The sequence below is a fragment of the Chamaesiphon minutus PCC 6605 genome (assembly GCF_000317145.1).
Taxonomy (GTDB): Bacteria; Cyanobacteriota; Cyanobacteriia; order Cyanobacteriales; family Chamaesiphonaceae; genus Chamaesiphon; species Chamaesiphon minutus.
Genome location: NC_019697.1, coordinates 4,970,807 through 4,986,900, shown reverse-complemented (window position 1 = coordinate 4,986,900; position 16,094 = coordinate 4,970,807). Strand labels below are relative to the sequence as shown.

The 16,094-nt window shown below is 44.0% G+C and carries 19 protein-coding genes; 11 read left to right on the top strand and 8 right to left on the bottom strand.

Annotated elements, in window-relative coordinates; genetic code table 11:
• Nucleotides 1-8: 8 nt before the first annotated feature.
• The 7 genes from rpsC to rplC form a co-directional block, all read right to left on the bottom strand.
• Nucleotides 9-749: a 30S ribosomal protein S3 gene (rpsC, locus tag CHA6605_RS22705; RefSeq protein ID WP_015161719.1), complete on the bottom strand. Its 741-nt coding sequence runs from the start codon at nt 747-749 to the stop codon at nt 9-11.
• 19 nt (nt 750-768) lie between these two features.
• Entirely contained in the window at nt 769-1,122 is a 354-nt protein-coding gene (gene rplV, locus CHA6605_RS22700) for a 50S ribosomal protein L22 (RefSeq protein ID WP_015161718.1), read from the bottom strand.
• Nucleotides 1,123-1,169: 47 nt separating this feature from the next.
• Nucleotides 1,170-1,448 carry a 30S ribosomal protein S19 gene (gene rpsS / locus CHA6605_RS22695; protein WP_015161717.1) on the bottom strand — a complete coding sequence of 93 codons (279 nt, stop codon included), beginning with the start codon at nt 1,446-1,448 and terminating at the stop codon, nt 1,170-1,172.
• 175 nt (nt 1,449-1,623) lie between these two features.
• The gene (rplB, locus tag CHA6605_RS22690; protein WP_015161716.1) at nt 1,624-2,490 is read right to left on the bottom strand and encodes a 50S ribosomal protein L2; all 867 of its coding nucleotides are present in this window, start codon (nt 2,488-2,490) and stop codon (nt 1,624-1,626) included.
• 130 nt (nt 2,491-2,620) lie between these two features.
• Nucleotides 2,621-2,926, bottom strand: coding sequence for a 50S ribosomal protein L23 (locus tag CHA6605_RS22685; RefSeq protein ID WP_015161715.1), 306 nt, complete (start codon nt 2,924-2,926; stop codon nt 2,621-2,623).
• Nucleotides 2,916-3,551, bottom strand: a complete 636-nt coding sequence (gene rplD, locus CHA6605_RS22680; RefSeq protein ID WP_015161714.1) for a 50S ribosomal protein L4 — start codon at nt 3,549-3,551, stop codon at nt 2,916-2,918. The genes CHA6605_RS22685 and rplD overlap by 11 nt, the downstream gene beginning before the upstream one ends.
• Nucleotides 3,552-3,586: 35 nt before the next feature.
• Nucleotides 3,587-4,225 (bottom strand): 50S ribosomal protein L3, encoded by a 639-nt coding sequence (gene rplC, locus CHA6605_RS22675; protein WP_015161713.1) that lies wholly within the window; start codon nt 4,223-4,225, stop codon nt 3,587-3,589.
• 41 nt (nt 4,226-4,266) lie between these two features.
• Between rplC and CHA6605_RS22670 the strand changes: the two genes are divergently transcribed.
• The 8 genes from CHA6605_RS22670 (at nt 4,267) to CHA6605_RS22635 (ending at nt 12,492) form a co-directional block, all read left to right on the top strand.
• Entirely contained in the window at nt 4,267-4,518 is a 252-nt protein-coding gene (locus CHA6605_RS22670) for a hypothetical protein (protein ID WP_015161712.1), read from the top strand.
• 339 nt (nt 4,519-4,857) lie between these two features.
• Nucleotides 4,858-5,223 (top strand): hypothetical protein, encoded by a 366-nt coding sequence (locus CHA6605_RS22665; protein WP_015161711.1) that lies wholly within the window; start codon nt 4,858-4,860, stop codon nt 5,221-5,223.
• A 182-nt stretch (nt 5,224-5,405) separates the two neighbouring features.
• A complete protein-coding gene (locus CHA6605_RS22660) occupies nt 5,406-6,371 on the top strand; it encodes a hypothetical protein (protein WP_015161710.1) in 966 nt (321 codons plus the stop codon).
• Nucleotides 6,372-6,620: 249 nt separating this feature from the next.
• A complete protein-coding gene (locus CHA6605_RS22655; protein WP_015161709.1) occupies nt 6,621-8,447 on the top strand; it encodes a tetratricopeptide repeat protein in 1,827 nt (608 codons plus the stop codon).
• 313 nt (nt 8,448-8,760) lie between these two features.
• The gene (locus CHA6605_RS22650) at nt 8,761-9,291 is read left to right on the top strand and encodes a hypothetical protein (RefSeq protein ID WP_015161708.1); all 531 of its coding nucleotides are present in this window, start codon (nt 8,761-8,763) and stop codon (nt 9,289-9,291) included.
• 334 nt (nt 9,292-9,625) lie between these two features.
• On the top strand, nt 9,626-10,627 hold the full coding sequence (gene galE / locus CHA6605_RS22645) for a UDP-glucose 4-epimerase GalE (protein ID WP_015161707.1): 1,002 nt from the start codon (nt 9,626-9,628) through the stop codon (nt 10,625-10,627).
• A gap of 48 nt (nt 10,628-10,675) precedes the next feature.
• The gene (locus CHA6605_RS22640) at nt 10,676-11,503 is read left to right on the top strand and encodes an ABC transporter permease (RefSeq protein ID WP_015161706.1); all 828 of its coding nucleotides are present in this window, start codon (nt 10,676-10,678) and stop codon (nt 11,501-11,503) included.
• Nucleotides 11,504-11,553: 50 nt separating this feature from the next.
• The gene (locus CHA6605_RS22635) at nt 11,554-12,492 is read left to right on the top strand and encodes a GDP-mannose 4,6-dehydratase (RefSeq protein WP_015161705.1); all 939 of its coding nucleotides are present in this window, start codon (nt 11,554-11,556) and stop codon (nt 12,490-12,492) included.
• A 342-nt stretch (nt 12,493-12,834) separates the two neighbouring features.
• On the opposite strand, the gene CHA6605_RS34460 is transcribed toward CHA6605_RS22635, so the two are convergent.
• Nucleotides 12,835-12,984, bottom strand: coding sequence for a hypothetical protein (locus CHA6605_RS34460; protein WP_157260076.1), 150 nt, complete (start codon nt 12,982-12,984; stop codon nt 12,835-12,837).
• An 83-nt stretch (nt 12,985-13,067) separates the two neighbouring features.
• On the opposite strand from CHA6605_RS34460, the gene CHA6605_RS22630 reads away from it, so the two are divergent.
• The 3 genes from CHA6605_RS22630 (at nt 13,068) to CHA6605_RS31985 (ending at nt 16,077) form a co-directional block, all read left to right on the top strand.
• A complete protein-coding gene (locus CHA6605_RS22630; protein WP_015161704.1) occupies nt 13,068-13,673 on the top strand; it encodes a PEP-CTERM sorting domain-containing protein in 606 nt (201 codons plus the stop codon).
• A gap of 329 nt (nt 13,674-14,002) precedes the next feature.
• Complete coding sequence (locus CHA6605_RS22625) at nt 14,003-15,283, top strand: ABC transporter ATP-binding protein (RefSeq protein ID WP_015161703.1); 1,281 nt, start codon at nt 14,003-14,005, stop codon at nt 15,281-15,283.
• 2 nt (nt 15,284-15,285) lie between these two features.
• The gene (locus CHA6605_RS31985; protein WP_015161702.1) at nt 15,286-16,077 is read left to right on the top strand and encodes a class I SAM-dependent methyltransferase; all 792 of its coding nucleotides are present in this window, start codon (nt 15,286-15,288) and stop codon (nt 16,075-16,077) included.
• Nucleotides 16,078-16,094: the final 17 nt, after the last annotated feature.

Genomic DNA, 16,094 nt, shown 5'->3' with positions numbered 1-16,094 from the left:
TTCAATTCCTATCCTTCATCTGAGCGGTCTTCAAACTGCTGGCGACGGCGTTGTTGCTGTTGCCGACGCTTGGGTTGAGCAGCACTAGGTACTTCTAGATTTTCCTGTCCGGGGATAATTTCGCCCTTAAAGACCCAAACTTTTACGCCGATGATGCCATAGGTGGTATCTGCGGTTTTGGAAGCATAGTCGATATCGGCACGTAAGGTGTGCAAAGGTACGCTACCTTCACGAGCTTGTTCGGTCCGTGCGATTTCAGCTCCATTGAGGCGTCCGCCGACCTGAATTTTGATCCCTTTAACTTCGGCGCGTTGTGCTCGTTGAATCGCCTGACGGACGACGCGACGGAAGGAAACGCGGCGCGAGAGTTGTTGCGCGATAAATTCGGCAATTAGAGCGGCATCAGCGTCAACTTTGGCAATCTCAATTACGTTAATCCGAATCTGACGATCGGTACCGAGTTTTTTGAGTAATGCTTGACGGATGACTTCGATGCCACTGCCTTGACGACCGACGACGACACCAGGGCGAGCTGTGTGGATTTCGAGTTCGATTTGGTCGGCTTTACGCTCGATCCGCACCTTAGAAATCCCAGCAGTGGCTAGGGTGGCATCTTTTTCGATGTGCTGGCGAATGATGTAGTCTTCTTGCAGAACTTCAGAGTATTTACGGGTATCTGCATACCACCGCGAGCGGTGTTCTTGCGTGATGCCGAGTCTAAAGCCAACTGGATGAATCTTCTGTCCCATGTTATTTCTATTATGCTCCCTAGTTCATTTCCGCCACTGCCACGGTGATGTGACATGTCGGTTTGCGGATTTTGTAAGCGCGACCTTGCGCTCTGGGGCGGAAGCGTTTGAGTGCGGGGCCACCGTCGGCAAAGGCAGTAGAAACTACTAACTTGGCTGGATTCATCCCATTGTTATGCTCGGCATTAGCTACAGCCGATCTCAAGACTTTGATAATCTCTTCACATGCTTTATAAGGCATGAATTCGAGAATAATCAAGGCTTCGCGGTAAGAACGTCCCCGAATTTGGTCTAGTACGCGGCGCACTTTAAAGGGAGACATGCGAATGTATTTCGCAACTGCTTTAATTTCTGTTTTGTTATCGATCGCCATAATTTTTCCTCTTGAATCCAGAGTTTAAAATTCAAATCAGCTTTGAATTATCTGCCGGATTTTTTGTCTCCCTTCGAGTGGGAACGGTAGTTCCGCGTGGGTGCAAATTCACCTAATTTGTGACCGACCATTTGATCGGAAACAAAGACAGGTACGTGTTGACGACCGTTGTGTACCGCGATCGTGTGGCCGACCATTTGGGGCAAGATCGTGGAAGCCCGCGACCAAGTTTTGATGACATCTTTACGACCAGATGCATTCATTTTTTCTACCTTTGTCATCAGATGATCTGCGACAAAAGGACCTTTTTTGAGAGAACGACCCATAGTGAGTAGGGGATAGGGGGTAGGGGATAGGGGATAGGGTTAATACTTATCCCTGGGGAGGTAGGCACTGTGTGCCATCCAAATTAGTGTCTAGGGGTGGGAATAGAGAATAAAAAATAGTTTAAGGATGGAGTATTTTTCTAATGACTCTTAACTGCGAACTATTCCCTATCCCCTAATTCTGACGACCGCCTTTACCACGTTTCGAGGATTTACGGCGACGGCGGATAATGAGTTCGCTGCTAGCCTTCTTCTTCTTACGAGTTTTGTAGCCCAGAGTGGGTTTACCCCAAGGCGTAACTGGGCCGGAACGACCGATGGGCGCGCGACCCTCACCACCACCATGTGGGTGATCGACAGGGTTCATGACGCTACCTCTGACCTTCGGACGGCGACCTTTCCAACGGTTGCGTCCGGCTTTACCCGCACTCATGTTCCGTGCTTCAGTGTTACCAACTTGACCGATGGTGGCGTAGCATTCTTTGCGTACCATCCGAACTTCTCCAGAAGGCATTTTCAGAGTTACATAGTCGCCTTCTTTAGCTACTAGTTGCGCTGCTGCACCAGCAGAACGAGCGATTTGAGCACCTTTACCAGCAGTAAGCTCGACACTATGTACTGTCGTACCTAGCGGGATGTTAATTAGAGGTAGAGCATTACCAATTTCAAATGGCGACTCTGGCCCTGTGATGATTTCGGTACCGACTTCTAAACCAATCGGATGCAGGATGTACCGTTTTTCGCCGTCTTTGTAAAACAGGAGGGCAATCCGCGCGTTGCGGTTAGGATCGTATTCGATCGTCGCGACCCGTGCGGGGATATTGATTTTGTCTTGACGACGGAAGTCGATCTGACGATAGAGACGTTTGTGACCGCCACCGCGACGGCGACTAGTAATGACACCGCGATTGTTGCGCCCTTTAGCGCGGTGCTTATTGTAGACAAGTGATTTTTCCGGCGAACTCGCAGTAATTTCAGCAAAGTCTGAAATTACGGTTTCGCGAGTACTGGGCGTATATGGCCGATAAGAACGGGTTCCCATAATTAGGTGTTAGGTGTTAGGGATTAGGCTGGAGGCAGGGAGCGGGTAAAGAAACCCAACGCGATAGGAATGTTGGGTTTCGCTTCGCTCTACGCAACTTACAAATTACGGTTTAATGTCTGTTCCTTCGTTAAACTTCAGGGAAGAGAACGATCTCTTGACCTTCGACGATCGTGACAATTGCCCGTTTGTATTTGGGTTTGGCACCGAGAAATTTACCGACGCGGCGAGTTTTGCGAGGTAAATTTTGGGTATCTACGCGTTTGACTTTGACCTCAAATAAGGACTCGATCGCGGCTTTGATTTGGGGCTTAGTGGCCTGAGGAACTACGTCAAAAACGTATTTGTTTTGTTCCATCATAATTGTGGCTTTCTCAGTCACAATTACATTCCGAATTAAATCTGGTAAATCGCGGTCAGCAACTCTAATCGTCATTGTAAACCTCCTGGATTTTAGCGATCGCTTCAGCAGTAGCGACAATCTGGTCTGCATTCAGGAGATCGAAAACGTTGAGTCCCGAAGCCGAAATCATTTTAACATTGGCAATATTCCGTACTGACAACAAGGTATTGTCATCAACTTCAGCAACGATCACCAATACTTTACCGTCAGGTTCTACACCCCACCGAGTCATCGCTTGGACGAACTCTTTGGTTTTGGGTTGAGCTAAATTAGCCGCAAAATCCTGGACGACGATAATATCTTCAATCCGACCCATCAGCGCAGTCCGCAAGGCCAACCGTCGCTCTTTGCGGTTCATTTTCATGTTGTAATCTTTGGGCTTTGGTCCAAAAATTACCCCACCACCCCGCCAGAGTGGCGAACGGATCGAACCCGCACGCGCGCGTCCGGTGCCTTTTTGTTTCCAGGGTTTGCGACCGCCGCCTCGGACTTCGGCGCGAGTCTTGGCACTAGCAGTACCTTGACGAGCGTTGTTTGTCTGCCGAATTAGTGCGCGGTGAACGATGTGAGAAGCATTTTCTTCTTTAGCAACAGCCAATTCGAGGGTGGCGGAGCCAGCTTCCTCGCCTTGCCAGTTGCGGATGACGCAATTAGCCATAACTATTTTTTATCTCCCGATTCTACTTACTTAGATTATTTACCTACTTTGACTTCAGGCACAATCCGCAGTAGCGCGCCGGGTTTGCCAGGAACGGAACCTTCGATCAGTAAGACGTTCCGCTCGACATCGATTTGGACTACTACCAATTTCTTGATCGTAATCCGTTTGCCACCTAGTCGTCCTGCCATCTTTTTACCAGGGTAGACGCGACCGGGAGTGGTACCAGCACCAGTCGAACCAGGTTCGCGGTGATTTTTGGAACCGTGAGACATCGGCCCACGGGCGAAGTTCCAACGTTTTTGCCAACCTGCAAAACCTTTACCGATACTGTTACCTGTGACGTCGATAATTTGACCGACAGTAAAGATATCTGGCTTGATTTCTTGACCGAGCGTCCAATTGTCGGGGTTATCGACCCGAAATTCTTGCAAGTGACGCAGTGGTGGAGCCTCAGATTTTTTGAGGTGACCTAGTTCTGGTCTGTTTAATGCTTTTTCTTTGACTTCATCAAAACCAATCTGGACGGAGCCATATCCATCAGTGGCTTTAGTTTTGATCTGTGTAACGGTGCATGGGCCTGCTTGAACGACGGTGACAGGAATTGCTCTCCCTGTCTCTTTGTCGAAAATTTGGGTCATGCCGAGTTTGGTGCCGAGAATACCGATAGACACGGTTAATTAGTCTTCCTTATATTTGAGACATCAGGATTTTGATGGACTTCCACCGGCAGGCGCGTCCATCTGTGGGTTTGACTTATATTATCAATCCAGCCAACGTTGGCATCAATCGAGCGGGCGATCGCGCGCATCTATCGATCGCTACGTTAGATGCGATAAGTTTGCACTCATTTGGAAGGACAAGGTATCGATCGGAAATCGTGTTATTTGCTGGTGAAGACTCGGGCAGCAAGCCACCTAGTATCTATCTCAGCCGATTTACCGCAATCTTAGCTCTAAAGAGCTAGAAGTTTTAGACCACAATCTCCTATTCTACAGGAGGAGACCGTTATTGTCTATAATTTTTTACTTGCCAGATGGGCTAATGCGTCGGTAGCGATCGAATCTGACGCTGGCTATTAATTGAAGAGTAGCGATCGAGCCGATCGATGCAAAGATATTACAGTTGACCAGCGTCGTCTAGCCTATAATTGCGATGTCAGCATCAACCTTCAGGAGTGACAGTCGAACCGTTTATTTGCACCCCTTAGAGTCTGCTGGGCAGCTCGCTTCGCAGCGAGCAGATCTAATGTAACTGGTTAGTCTAATATAAAGAGTCAAGAATTTTTGTACGCCCGATCGAAACTATGACATCACAACTGGTATTCAACTTAGCTAGTGGTTCTGCATCCTGTGGGTTTACGCTTACGGCGGCTCAGGAATTACAAGCAAAGCTTAATGAGATCGTCCGCATTCTCAAAGCCAAAACAGCAGAAACACCCAGCGGCGAAAGAGCCAAGCCCAAACCCCATCAACCGATCGAATATCAGTATGCGGGAGATGTTTTCCTCGAAATATTCTGCAATCCCAATATTTGGGCAAATGTCTTTGTTGCCAAAGTATCCATTACCTTACGCGACGATCGTATCCGCCTCAGTAGTGAAGCCGAACTTACCCGGATTATTGAAGATGTCGAGCGATTTGTCGAACAAATCGATACTGCGCGCTCCTAATAAAATATTAAAGTAAATGTCTGGTAGCTATCGAGCGAGATTGGAGCTAAAAAATCGCTCGAATGTAACGATTATATGCTATTTTTAGTCAGAATATAAAACGATCGTAGTGCTGTCAATACGGTCACAGACAAGCGCGATCTAATTGCGGTAAAAATTATTGTGTATCTATTGCTACTAGTATGATTGCAAAATGGCTCGTCAGAATTAGTTGGTGTGGCTTATCGATCCTCTGGTGTTATCCACATCAATTGCTCGCTCAAGTACCGACAGGATCTAGCATAAACAACCCTGCTATCTATGAAGACGATCGAGTTAAAATAGTCATTCAAAATTGCAGCCGCACACTTGAGAATCTAGTTTGTAAGGCGATCTTAACCAGTAAAAATAGCGATCGCACGGTCAATCTCAGCGGAGACAACATTAGGCTAGTCGATTTTGAAGGTAATGAATACTACCCAAGCAGTATCAGACTAGCAAACCGTATTGGTGAAAATAATGAGATCAAAACCGAGCTAATTGAAAATATTCCCTTCAAGGCGAGTTTCGTCTTTACTAAAATCCCCACTAATTTGAATCAAGTAGCTCTACTCCAAATTCCATTGAGTGGAGATGTAGATACAACTGCAAAATTTCGGAATTTTAGTGTCGTCGGTGCGGCTCCCGTGGCAACAAAAGTAAAGAAACCCGCAATCGATCGAACTGCTGCTGTCAAGATTCCGGTAGAATCTAGTGGCGATGATAATTTAGTTTGTCCCGAGCGAACTAAAATTCTTTATCGAGCCACATCAAAAAGTTTTTTAATGTACATTTGTGGCCCGAAAAATCCCACTCACTATGTCGGTCTCTCTCGAGATGGATCTCAGGGTATTACGCTCAGACTGCGCTACTACGATCGCACGCAGTTCTCCGCAGATAATGGCGACACTAATTACACGATCGCGGCAAATCGCTTAGTGGTGCGTAAAGATAATAAAATTATCTATCAGGAAAAAATCCAAGTTTTGCAAGCACTCCCTGGCACTATCTCCGTGCAGGAAAACACTCCTAATCCCAAAGTTAAAAAGAATCCGACTTTATTACCTGTCGATATTAACCGAAAACGTAGTTCGACAAGTCAATCCAGCCCTAAAAGAATTACACCATGACTGAAGATCGAAATAGGTTATATATTTCTTTTTGTATTGTGAAAATATATATCAATTCATGTCAACTAATTCAGACGAAGCTACCGATCTCATTGTTAAATTTAAACATCGATATCCTCTAATCTCAGTATAATCTTCCAGAGATTGGCATCGATCCGAAAATTTGCTCAGTATTTTTACTTGTAGTGACTAGACGATCGAATTTCGATCGAATATAGTGAGATTGAGGTCAAAAATCTAAGTGTTTGTATGAACGAGGCTCAAAATTCTACTACTCAGTTACCATCGTTGCCAGCCGATCGGACTACCAGCAATCCCAGTCAACTCGCAACATTGTATGAGTCGATCGGTCAACATACAGAAGTAGAAGCCCTTTATACTCACTCACTTAGTATTTCAGAACAGCACTTTGGTACCGACCATCTCTATACTGCTCAAAATCTGAATAATTTAGCAGTTTTATACGAGTCAATGGGTAAATATACTGAGGCCGAATCTCTCTATACTCGAACTTTGTCGATTAGAGAAGAACAATTAGGCACGAGTCATCCCTTTACCGTCCAAAGCTTAAATAATCTCGGACTCTTGTATGAGTCGATGGGTCGTTATACGGATGCAGAGCCATTTTACAGTCGCTCTTTGACGATTCGCGAAGATCGCCTGGGAGGCAATCATCTTCACACCGCTCAAAGTTTGTACAGCTTAGCTCAGTTATATGCGGCCATGGGACGATATACCGAAGCCGAACCCTTATATTTGCGTTCTCACCAGATTTGCGATCGTCAATTAGGTGCAGACCATATCGACACGGCTCAAAGCTTGAACCACTTAGCAGGCTTGTATCTGGTCATGGGCAGATATGCTGAAGCCGAGCCGCTGTTTTTGCGCGCTCATGAAATCTACGAGCGACAATTAGGCGCAAACCACCTCGATACCGCCCAAAGTTGGCACGAACTGGCAAATGTGTATCTAGAGATGGGTCGTTACGAACAAGCCGAATCTATTTATATTCGCGCGCTCAAGATTTACGAGCAAAAATTTGGCATCAACCACATTGAAATAGTAGATAGTCTCAATTACTTAGCTAGTTTTTACTCCGTAATAGCTCGGTACGAAGATGCTGAATCTCTTTATTTGCGCGCGCTCAAAATTCGCGAACAACAACTGAATCCCACCCACTTAGATCTTGTTGCCAGCTTGCATAATTTAGCAGGACTCTATAAGTCGCTCCAACAATATGAAGATGCACAACCTCTGTACGAGCGCGCTCTGGCAATCTGCGAACAGCAATTAGGTGGGGAACATACTTATACAGCTCAAAGTCTGGAGCGGTTGGCAAATCTCAATTACGAGAGGGGTCAATTTCCCGATGCACAATCGCAACTGATTCGCGCGCTCAAAATTTACGAGCGACAGTTGGGTGGGGATCATCCTTATACCGCTCAGGGACTGAACAGTTTAGCTAGTTTGTACTATCGAATCAAAAGGTACGCCGAAGCCGAACCATTATACGCCCGCGCGTTGGGAATCTACGAACGACAATTAGGTCGTAATCATCCCAACACGGCTCAGAGCCTAAATAATTTAGCCGTTTTATACGATAAGACTGGCAATTACGCTGCTGCCGAACCGTTGTATGTCCGCGCCTTAGAAATCAGACAACGTCAGTTAGGCGAGAATCATCCCCACACCGCACAGAGTCTCAATAATTTAGGAAGCTTGTACTATAAAACAGGCCGATATAGCGAGGCAGAATCATGTTATACCCAATCGTTAGCAATCAGAGAGCAGCAGATAGGTGCCGATAGTCTTCAAATTGCCACTAGTCTCAACAACCTAGCTTTTGTATATCAATCAATGCAACAAGACGGCAATGCCGAAGAATTCTATACTCGATCGCTAGCAATTAGAGAGCAAAATCTAGGTGCAGATCATCCCAAGACTCAAAAAGTGCGCTTAGATTTTCTTGACTTTTTACAGCAAGTCGTGAATACTGGACGAGTCGATCGACTTTCAAACCGCCCTCTAACTCAAGCTTTAGTGAAGAAGCTACAACAACAGTCAGAACTCAAATAGCCACCAAAAGTTAGATACGTACTCATGGCGAAGATATACTTATAGTATAATCTTGCTATGATTTTCCAAGACACAGCCTAGATATGCGATCGAGGAGAGAGTACCACGTATGATATGATTTTGGGCAAAGCAGTTCAAACTTTACATCACTTATAAATACTCAGTCTCGGTAATTTTCATCGATATGGGCATCCATTTGCGTATTTACTATCAGGTAATTATGCGAGTATTACCAGAGTCCCGATCTGTGGACTCGATCGACCACTTTAAATTTTAACCATAACTACCATCCCAGCGACCGAACTGGTCTTGTATGTGTAGTTTACAGGAGTGGGCTTCGACGATCGATTTAGATCTCAGTCTCTCCTCCGCAACCTTCAGTTCACTGCAACCGATTACAGTAAAGGAGGCCGAAGTGCAGGATAAGTGTATCAAAAATCGCAGCAGATCGAAACGGCGAAGTATCTACTGCCCAGTTCATGGCTGTTATCTCGACAGTATGAGCAAAAAGTATTATTTATTTGCAGATCGACCAGAACAGCTTGAGGCGCGTGGGATCGCTCATTTAACCGCGCAGACGCTGATCGGATTTCATACCACCATTTCTATTACTGGTGAATGGCTTGAAGCTTTTTGGTGCGATCGCTGCCAGAGCACTCAGTGGTACTATGTATGCAAAACTGGCGACCGCACCTATGAGATATCTCTAGCTCCAGATGAATTGTGGCAACGGGTAACTGGGGTCGTTCACCCTAACGGTAACCCCTCTGTCAGCGAGTTTACCAGGCGAGAAGCGCGGGTAAAGCAGTATCAAGGAGTGAGAGCATTCAATACGATTCGCTAGCTTGAAATAGCATTCGCTTTAACTATGTATATAAATATACTAAAAATTTAGTGAAATTAATACCGTCTTTTGGCGGATCTGACTCACCCGATTGCATCAAAGCCACCACACAACTGTTGGATCAAAGGAGACTGATGTAATGTCGCGTTGTAAGTAGACAATGACGAGAATTGGCAATTGTCCCCAGGTGTTCTAAAGTTCGATCGAACGCTACAACTCCGCTATCTGGCGGGATAAAGTTGTCAGCGATCGCAATCGATTTACTAATTCAGGGCACTATAAAATGAGATCTTAGACCAACTCAAATATTTAGATAATTTACCGATCTTACATTATGGATTCATCCGATCGAACGATACTCGTAACAGGAGGGGCTGGGTATATAGGTGCTCATGCAGTTAAAGCTCTAGAAGAGCGTGGATTTCAAGTTATTATTTTAGATAACTTGGTGTACGGCCACCGCGAGCCGATCGAGGCTCACTTAAAGGCTAAATTGGTGGTAGGCGATCTGAGCGATCGTCGCCTACTGGACCAGATTTTCACCAGTACTAAAATAGATGCAGTGATGCACTTTGCTGCATTTGCTTATGTCGGCGAATCGGTAACAGATCCGGCCAAATATTATCAAAATAATGTAGTTGGTACCCTCGCATTACTCGATGCGATGCGCCAACATGATGTTACTAATTTTGTCTTCTCATCGACTTGTGCTACTTATGGCAATCCGCAGCAGATTCCGATCGATGAAAATCACCCCCAAAACCCAATCAATCCCTATGGTGCAGGGAAATTAGTCATCGAGCGAGTTTTGAAGGACTACGATCCCGCATATGGCCTCAAGTCGGTCATCTTTCGCTACTTTAATGCGGCTGGAGCCGATCCTGGTGGGTTATTTGGCGAAGACCACAATCCCGAAACCCATCTAATTCCGTTAATCTTACAAGCGGCTGCGGGTAAACGCGCGGCAATATCCGTCTTCGGTACCGATTACGATACTCCTGACGGCACTTGTATTCGCGATTATATTCACGTTACAGATTTAGCTCAAGCTCACGTTTTGGGTCTAGAATATCTACTCAAACATCAAGATAGCCAAATTTTTAATCTGGGCAACGGTAACGGCTTTTCGGTTAAAGAAGTTATCGATACCGCAAAACAAGTAACTGGCAAAGAAATCTCGATCGAAGAATGTCCCCGCCGCAGCGGCGATCCCGCTGTTTTGATCGGTAGTAGCGATCGAGCGCGTCAAATCTTAGGTTGGAACCCCCAATACGCTGACATCAACACGATCGTCAAACATGCGTGGGCTTGGCACCAAGAGCGACATTTTAAGTAAGTTGCCCAAGACCGCATATCGCTAATTCCCCCAGAGAAAAGCAAAACCATGAATGCTAAACCAGAATTGATTATCGAAGCAGGCAGGAGCGAGAAGCAATATTGGCAAGATATTTGGCGTTATCGGGATCTTTTTTATTTTCTAGCTTGGCGCGATATCTTAGTCCGCTACAAGCAGACAGAGATTGGGATCGCTTGGGCCTTGATTCGCCCATTTCTGACGATGATCGTGTTTACGGTCGTGTTTGGGAATTTAGCAAAACTTCCGTCAGCAGGTGTGCCTTATCCAATTTTGGTCTTTTCGGCAATGTTGCCATGGCAATTTTTTGCCAATTCACTCTCGGAGTGCAGCAATAGCTTGATTGCCAACTCTAATCTGATTTCTAAAGTTTACTTTCCCAGACTGATCGTACCGATTAGTGCTGTGGTGGTGAGTTTCGTCGATTTTATGATTTCGGGCATTATCTTGCTGGGACTGATGGCTTGGTATAGCTATATTCCTACTTGGCGGATCTTACTATTGCCATTATTTATCGCCCTCGCCGCCGCCGCTTCGATCGGCGCTGGCTTGTGGTTAGCATCGCTCACGGTTAAGTATCGAGATTTTCGTTACATCGTGCCATTTATCGTCCAATTTGGTTTATATATTTCGCCAGTAGGATTTAGCAGTAGTATCGTCCCTGCTGAGTGGCGATTTGTCTATGGATTGAATCCGATGGTGGGTGTAATCGATGGGTTTCGGTGGTCGATTTTGGGTAATGAGTCGAAGCTAGATTGGCAAAGTTTTGGGCTATCGGTATTATTAGTAATCTTCATCTTGGTCACTGGAATTGCTCATTTTCGTAAAATGGAGCGGACATTTGCCGATGTGATTTAAGTCCGATCGCGCTTTCGATCGATAAAAATTGACTAGTTAGGGTGACAGATATGAAACAAGCATTAATTTGTGGAGTCTCAGGACAAGATGGGGCTTACTTGGCACAACTGCTTTTAGCTAAAGGCTATAAAGTTTGTGGGACATCGCGCGATGCGCAGATCTCCTCATTCCATAATTTAGCCAGGTTAGGAATTCGCGATCGAGTGCAGTTTACATCGATGTCGCTCACAGACTTTCGGAGTGTTTTACAGGTGTTGACAAAAGTTAAGCCTGATGAGATCTATAATCTTGCTGGACAAAGTTCGGTCGCATTGTCATTCGATCAGCCTGTCGAGACGTTGGAAAGCATTGCCACTGGCACCCTTAATTTATTAGAAGCGATTCGGTTCATGTCGTCACCGATTAAGTTCTATAATGCGAGTTCGGGTGAATGTTTTGGGGATACAGGTGATACCCCAGCAGATGAAACTTCCCCTTTTCGTCCGCGCAGTCCCTATGCAGTTGCCAAGGCGGCAGCATTCTGGGAAGTAGCCAACTATCGCGAAGCGTATGGGTTGTTTGCCTGTTCGGGAATTTTATTCAATCACGAGTCGCCCTTACGTCCGACGCGGTTTGTAACCCAAAAAATTATTGCCGCCGCACGGCGGATTGCTGGTGGCGACATGGAGCCGCTGAAGTTAGGAAATCTAGCAGTGAAGAGAGATTGGGGCTGGGCACCAGAATATGTTGAAGCGATGTATTTGATGTTGCAGCAGGATCAGCCAGATGATTTTGTGATTTCGACTGGACAAAGTCATACGTTAGAAGACTTTGTAGCAAAAGCGTTTGCCGCTGTGGGGTTAGACTGGAGATCGCATGTTGAGATCGATCGGACCCTATTTCGCCCAACAGATTTGGCAGGAGGATTGGGCGATCCAAGTAAGGCAAAAAATAAATTAGGATGGCAAGCCCGTCACCAGATGCCAGATGTAGTCAAAATGATGGTTTAAAGTATTTTTTATTACTAGTTATAATTACTTGGCAACAATTAAATAAAAACTTATGACTGACACTGTGGTTCGAGTCGAAAATTTAAGTAAAAAATATAGCATAGGTCATCAAAAACAGGAAAAATACACAACATTACGTGACTCGATCGCTGAGCGATCGGACAGTTTTTTCACGCTTTAGAAAATTTTAAATAATGTAGTATAGCTAAGTCCAACAACTGATATTTTATTTCCAGTACCAAAATTTGATAGCGCGATCGATTCGATCGCAATTTCGGGCATATTAGATTTAGTCGATCTTCAGATCGAGGTGTTCGCTAAATATCTAATTGGGGAATTTGCCTAGCTCTGGTGCTTGAAAATATGGTTGTAATCTCGAATTATTCGAGCGGAGCCATCTGGTGCAACTGTAGTATCGATCGCCAAGTCTTCTTGACTTTGATTAAATAGTGCTTTCAGGTCTAATAGTCGGTGAAGTTGTAGTAAACTCACTTGACAATATTGTCACCTTCTAGTATCCTGTGTGTGTGCGAATGCTCTAATTAGCCCGATTATCCTTCATCATTAAAAGTGACATGAAATTACGTTCTGTGCTTGTTTCAACTTTGGGCGTAGCTGCCCTAGCTCAATTCGCATCCCCTGTTGGTGCGGTTAGCTTAATTAATGAGAATTTTGATACTGTTTCTACAGGGTTTAAGTCTGCCTCAAGTTCTGTAGGCAGTTTTTTTACTGTCGATAGTGGTAACGTTGAGGTAATTGGCCCCGGTTTTGCCGACTTCTATCCAGGCAACGGTAACTATGTAGACTTGAATGGTATTGCTAGTGGTACACTCACTTCCAGCATCTTTAATTTAAATGCTGGTAGCACTTTATCTTTTGATTTCGCAAAGAATCTAGATGGTGGTACTTTTGTTCCCATTGCTAATATCTTTTTCGGTGGAACACAGATTGGTAGTGTGAATGGTGGAGATAGTTTTAGTACTTTCAACTATGTATTTAACACTGCTGCTAGTGGTGAGCTAGTTATTAGTTCTGGAAATACTGGGCCTTATGGTGTCGTTATCGACAATGTTAATTTGGCCACTGCGGTTCCCGAACCTAGTGAAATTCCTGGAATGTTGTTATTTGCTGGTGGCGCGTTTATGCTCCGTCGCAAATATTTAGCAAAAAAAGCTAAATAAAATCTCAATCAAAATTCAGTAGATTTTTAACCTCATTTAGTAGCAATACGCATTCAATAAAGACAGCAGCAGAACAATCTTTCTGCTGCTGTTTCTGTTATGGTAAAGGCATTTGCCTCTGTCGGGCTGGACTGGCAATCTCACGTTAAGATCGACCAGAGCATATTTCACCTAATAGGGTTAGCTGGATGGTTGAGAGATCCTAGTAAGACAAAAAATAAGTTTGGATGGCAAGTACGTTATTAGATGCTAGATGTAGTGAAAATGATGATTTAAAATATTTTTCAACAATAATTATAATTACTTGGTAATAATTAGATAAAAAACTTATGACTGATACTGTGGTTCGAGTCGAAAATCTAAGTAAAAAATATATAATAGGCCATCAAAGACAGGAAAAATACACGACGTTACGTGACTCGATCGCTAATGGCTCTAGAAATTTCCTAAAGGGCTTTGGAAGAAAAAAGTCACCCGAAAACTCAGAAGAATTTGAAGAATTTTGGGCATTGAAGGATGTATCATTTGAAATTAAGCAAGGAGATCGGGTTGGCATTATCGGACGCAATGGCGCAGGTAAATCGACGCTATTGAAAGTGCTCAGTCGCATTGTGGAGCCGACGGCGGGTAGAATTGGCATTAAGGGGCGGGTGGCAAGTTTACTAGAAGTGGGGACTGGCTTTCATCCAGAGTTGACTGGTAGGGAAAATATTTACCTCAACGGTGCTATTCTGGGCATGGGCAAGACAGAGATTCAACAGAAGTTTGATGAGATAGTAGCTTTTGCTGAAGTAGAGAAATTTTTGGATACCCCAGTGAAGCGATATTCATCAGGAATGTATGTTCGTCTTGCCTTTGCTGTTGCTGCTCACCTAGAACCTGAAATCCTGATTGTGGATGAGGTATTAGCAGTGGGAGATACCCAGTTTCAGAAAAAATGTTTGGGGAAGATGGAGGATGTAGGCAAGGAGGGGCGAACGATCGTATTCGTAAGTCATAATATGGCAGCAATGCGAGCATTATGTAGCAGAGCATTGTTGATGCATCATGGACAACTTTTGTTAGAAGCAGACATAGAAACAGCCGCAGCTCAGTACTTGGCTGATGATACTGGTGCGGATGCACGTATTGTGTGGCACAAAGATGATGCACCTCAATCTCCAGAAATTCGTTTTATAGAAGCATACATTTCGAATGAGCAAGGTAACTATGCCTCGACAATTGACTGTCGTAAAGGCTTTTCAATATCTGTTAAGTATGAAGTATTAAAACCGATAAATGGATTAAGAATTGGCTTTTTCATGCAGAATTTAGATGGAACTCCAATTTGTGGGTCTAATGACCCAATGGCTTGGCCAAAAGAAACTAGAGATCCAGATGAATATATTAGTCAATGTAATTTCCCTGGATACATATTAAATGCTGGCAAATACTCAATCTATTTTGGAGCCGATCTTCCGCCATATAATAAATCTCTTGTTACAACGCCATACTGTTTGAGTGTGATCGTTGAGGATATCGAAGGGTACGGCCCAATGCATGAAAAATTGCCAGGAGTTGTAAGACCTAAGTTAGAATGGAACGTTAATCAGCTTATTAAAAAAACATAGTTATGCAAGAACTTTACTCGCTTGAAAATGCAAAAAAATTTAATTGGTCTTCTGTTAGTGGCGATTTACATGTAGAAAGAGTTGGCCATCTTGAGAATTACATTGTAGGCAATAAGATTTTAGATGCAGGTTGTGGCGGAGGGGCATTTGTAGAATTTCTATCCCAAAAGGGATTAGAAGTAACAGGTGTTGACAAGTATGATGAATTTCTCCAAGTAGCCAGACAACAAGGACGATCGGGAACTTATCTTCAATGTGATTTGACCAACCTTCCTTTTTTAGATAAGGCATTTGATTGCACATATTGTTTTGATGTTTTGGAACACGTAGATGACATTCAGGCGATTAAAGAATTAGCCAGAGTTACATCCAAACGTTTAATTATTGCTGTTCCACAAAAAGATGAAATAATCAGTCAGTTTGGTTTGATATTTGCTCAGTATCAAGATGCTTCGCATTTAAGATATTATACAGAAAGTTCTTTGAGAACATTATGTCAAACGATTGAGCCTATAAATATTGAGATTCAGCAGGAACTTTTAGTTCCACTAACTTCTTTATTTAAAGCAACTATTGAACCTAACATTACTCAGCCTGCATCGAGAATAATGAGAAATACATACAAATTAAATACTCGGCTGTTTTTTTTAAATAGAATACTAATAAAGTTAACTTCTATCTTAGTCGATCTAATAATTGATGCAAGAAAGTTAGATCGCTTATTCGACAGCCAAGATTACTTGTTCAAACGAATAAACACTGGTTTAATAGCCATTATAGAATTGAGTAACTAAGCTAATTTTGAAGGAAA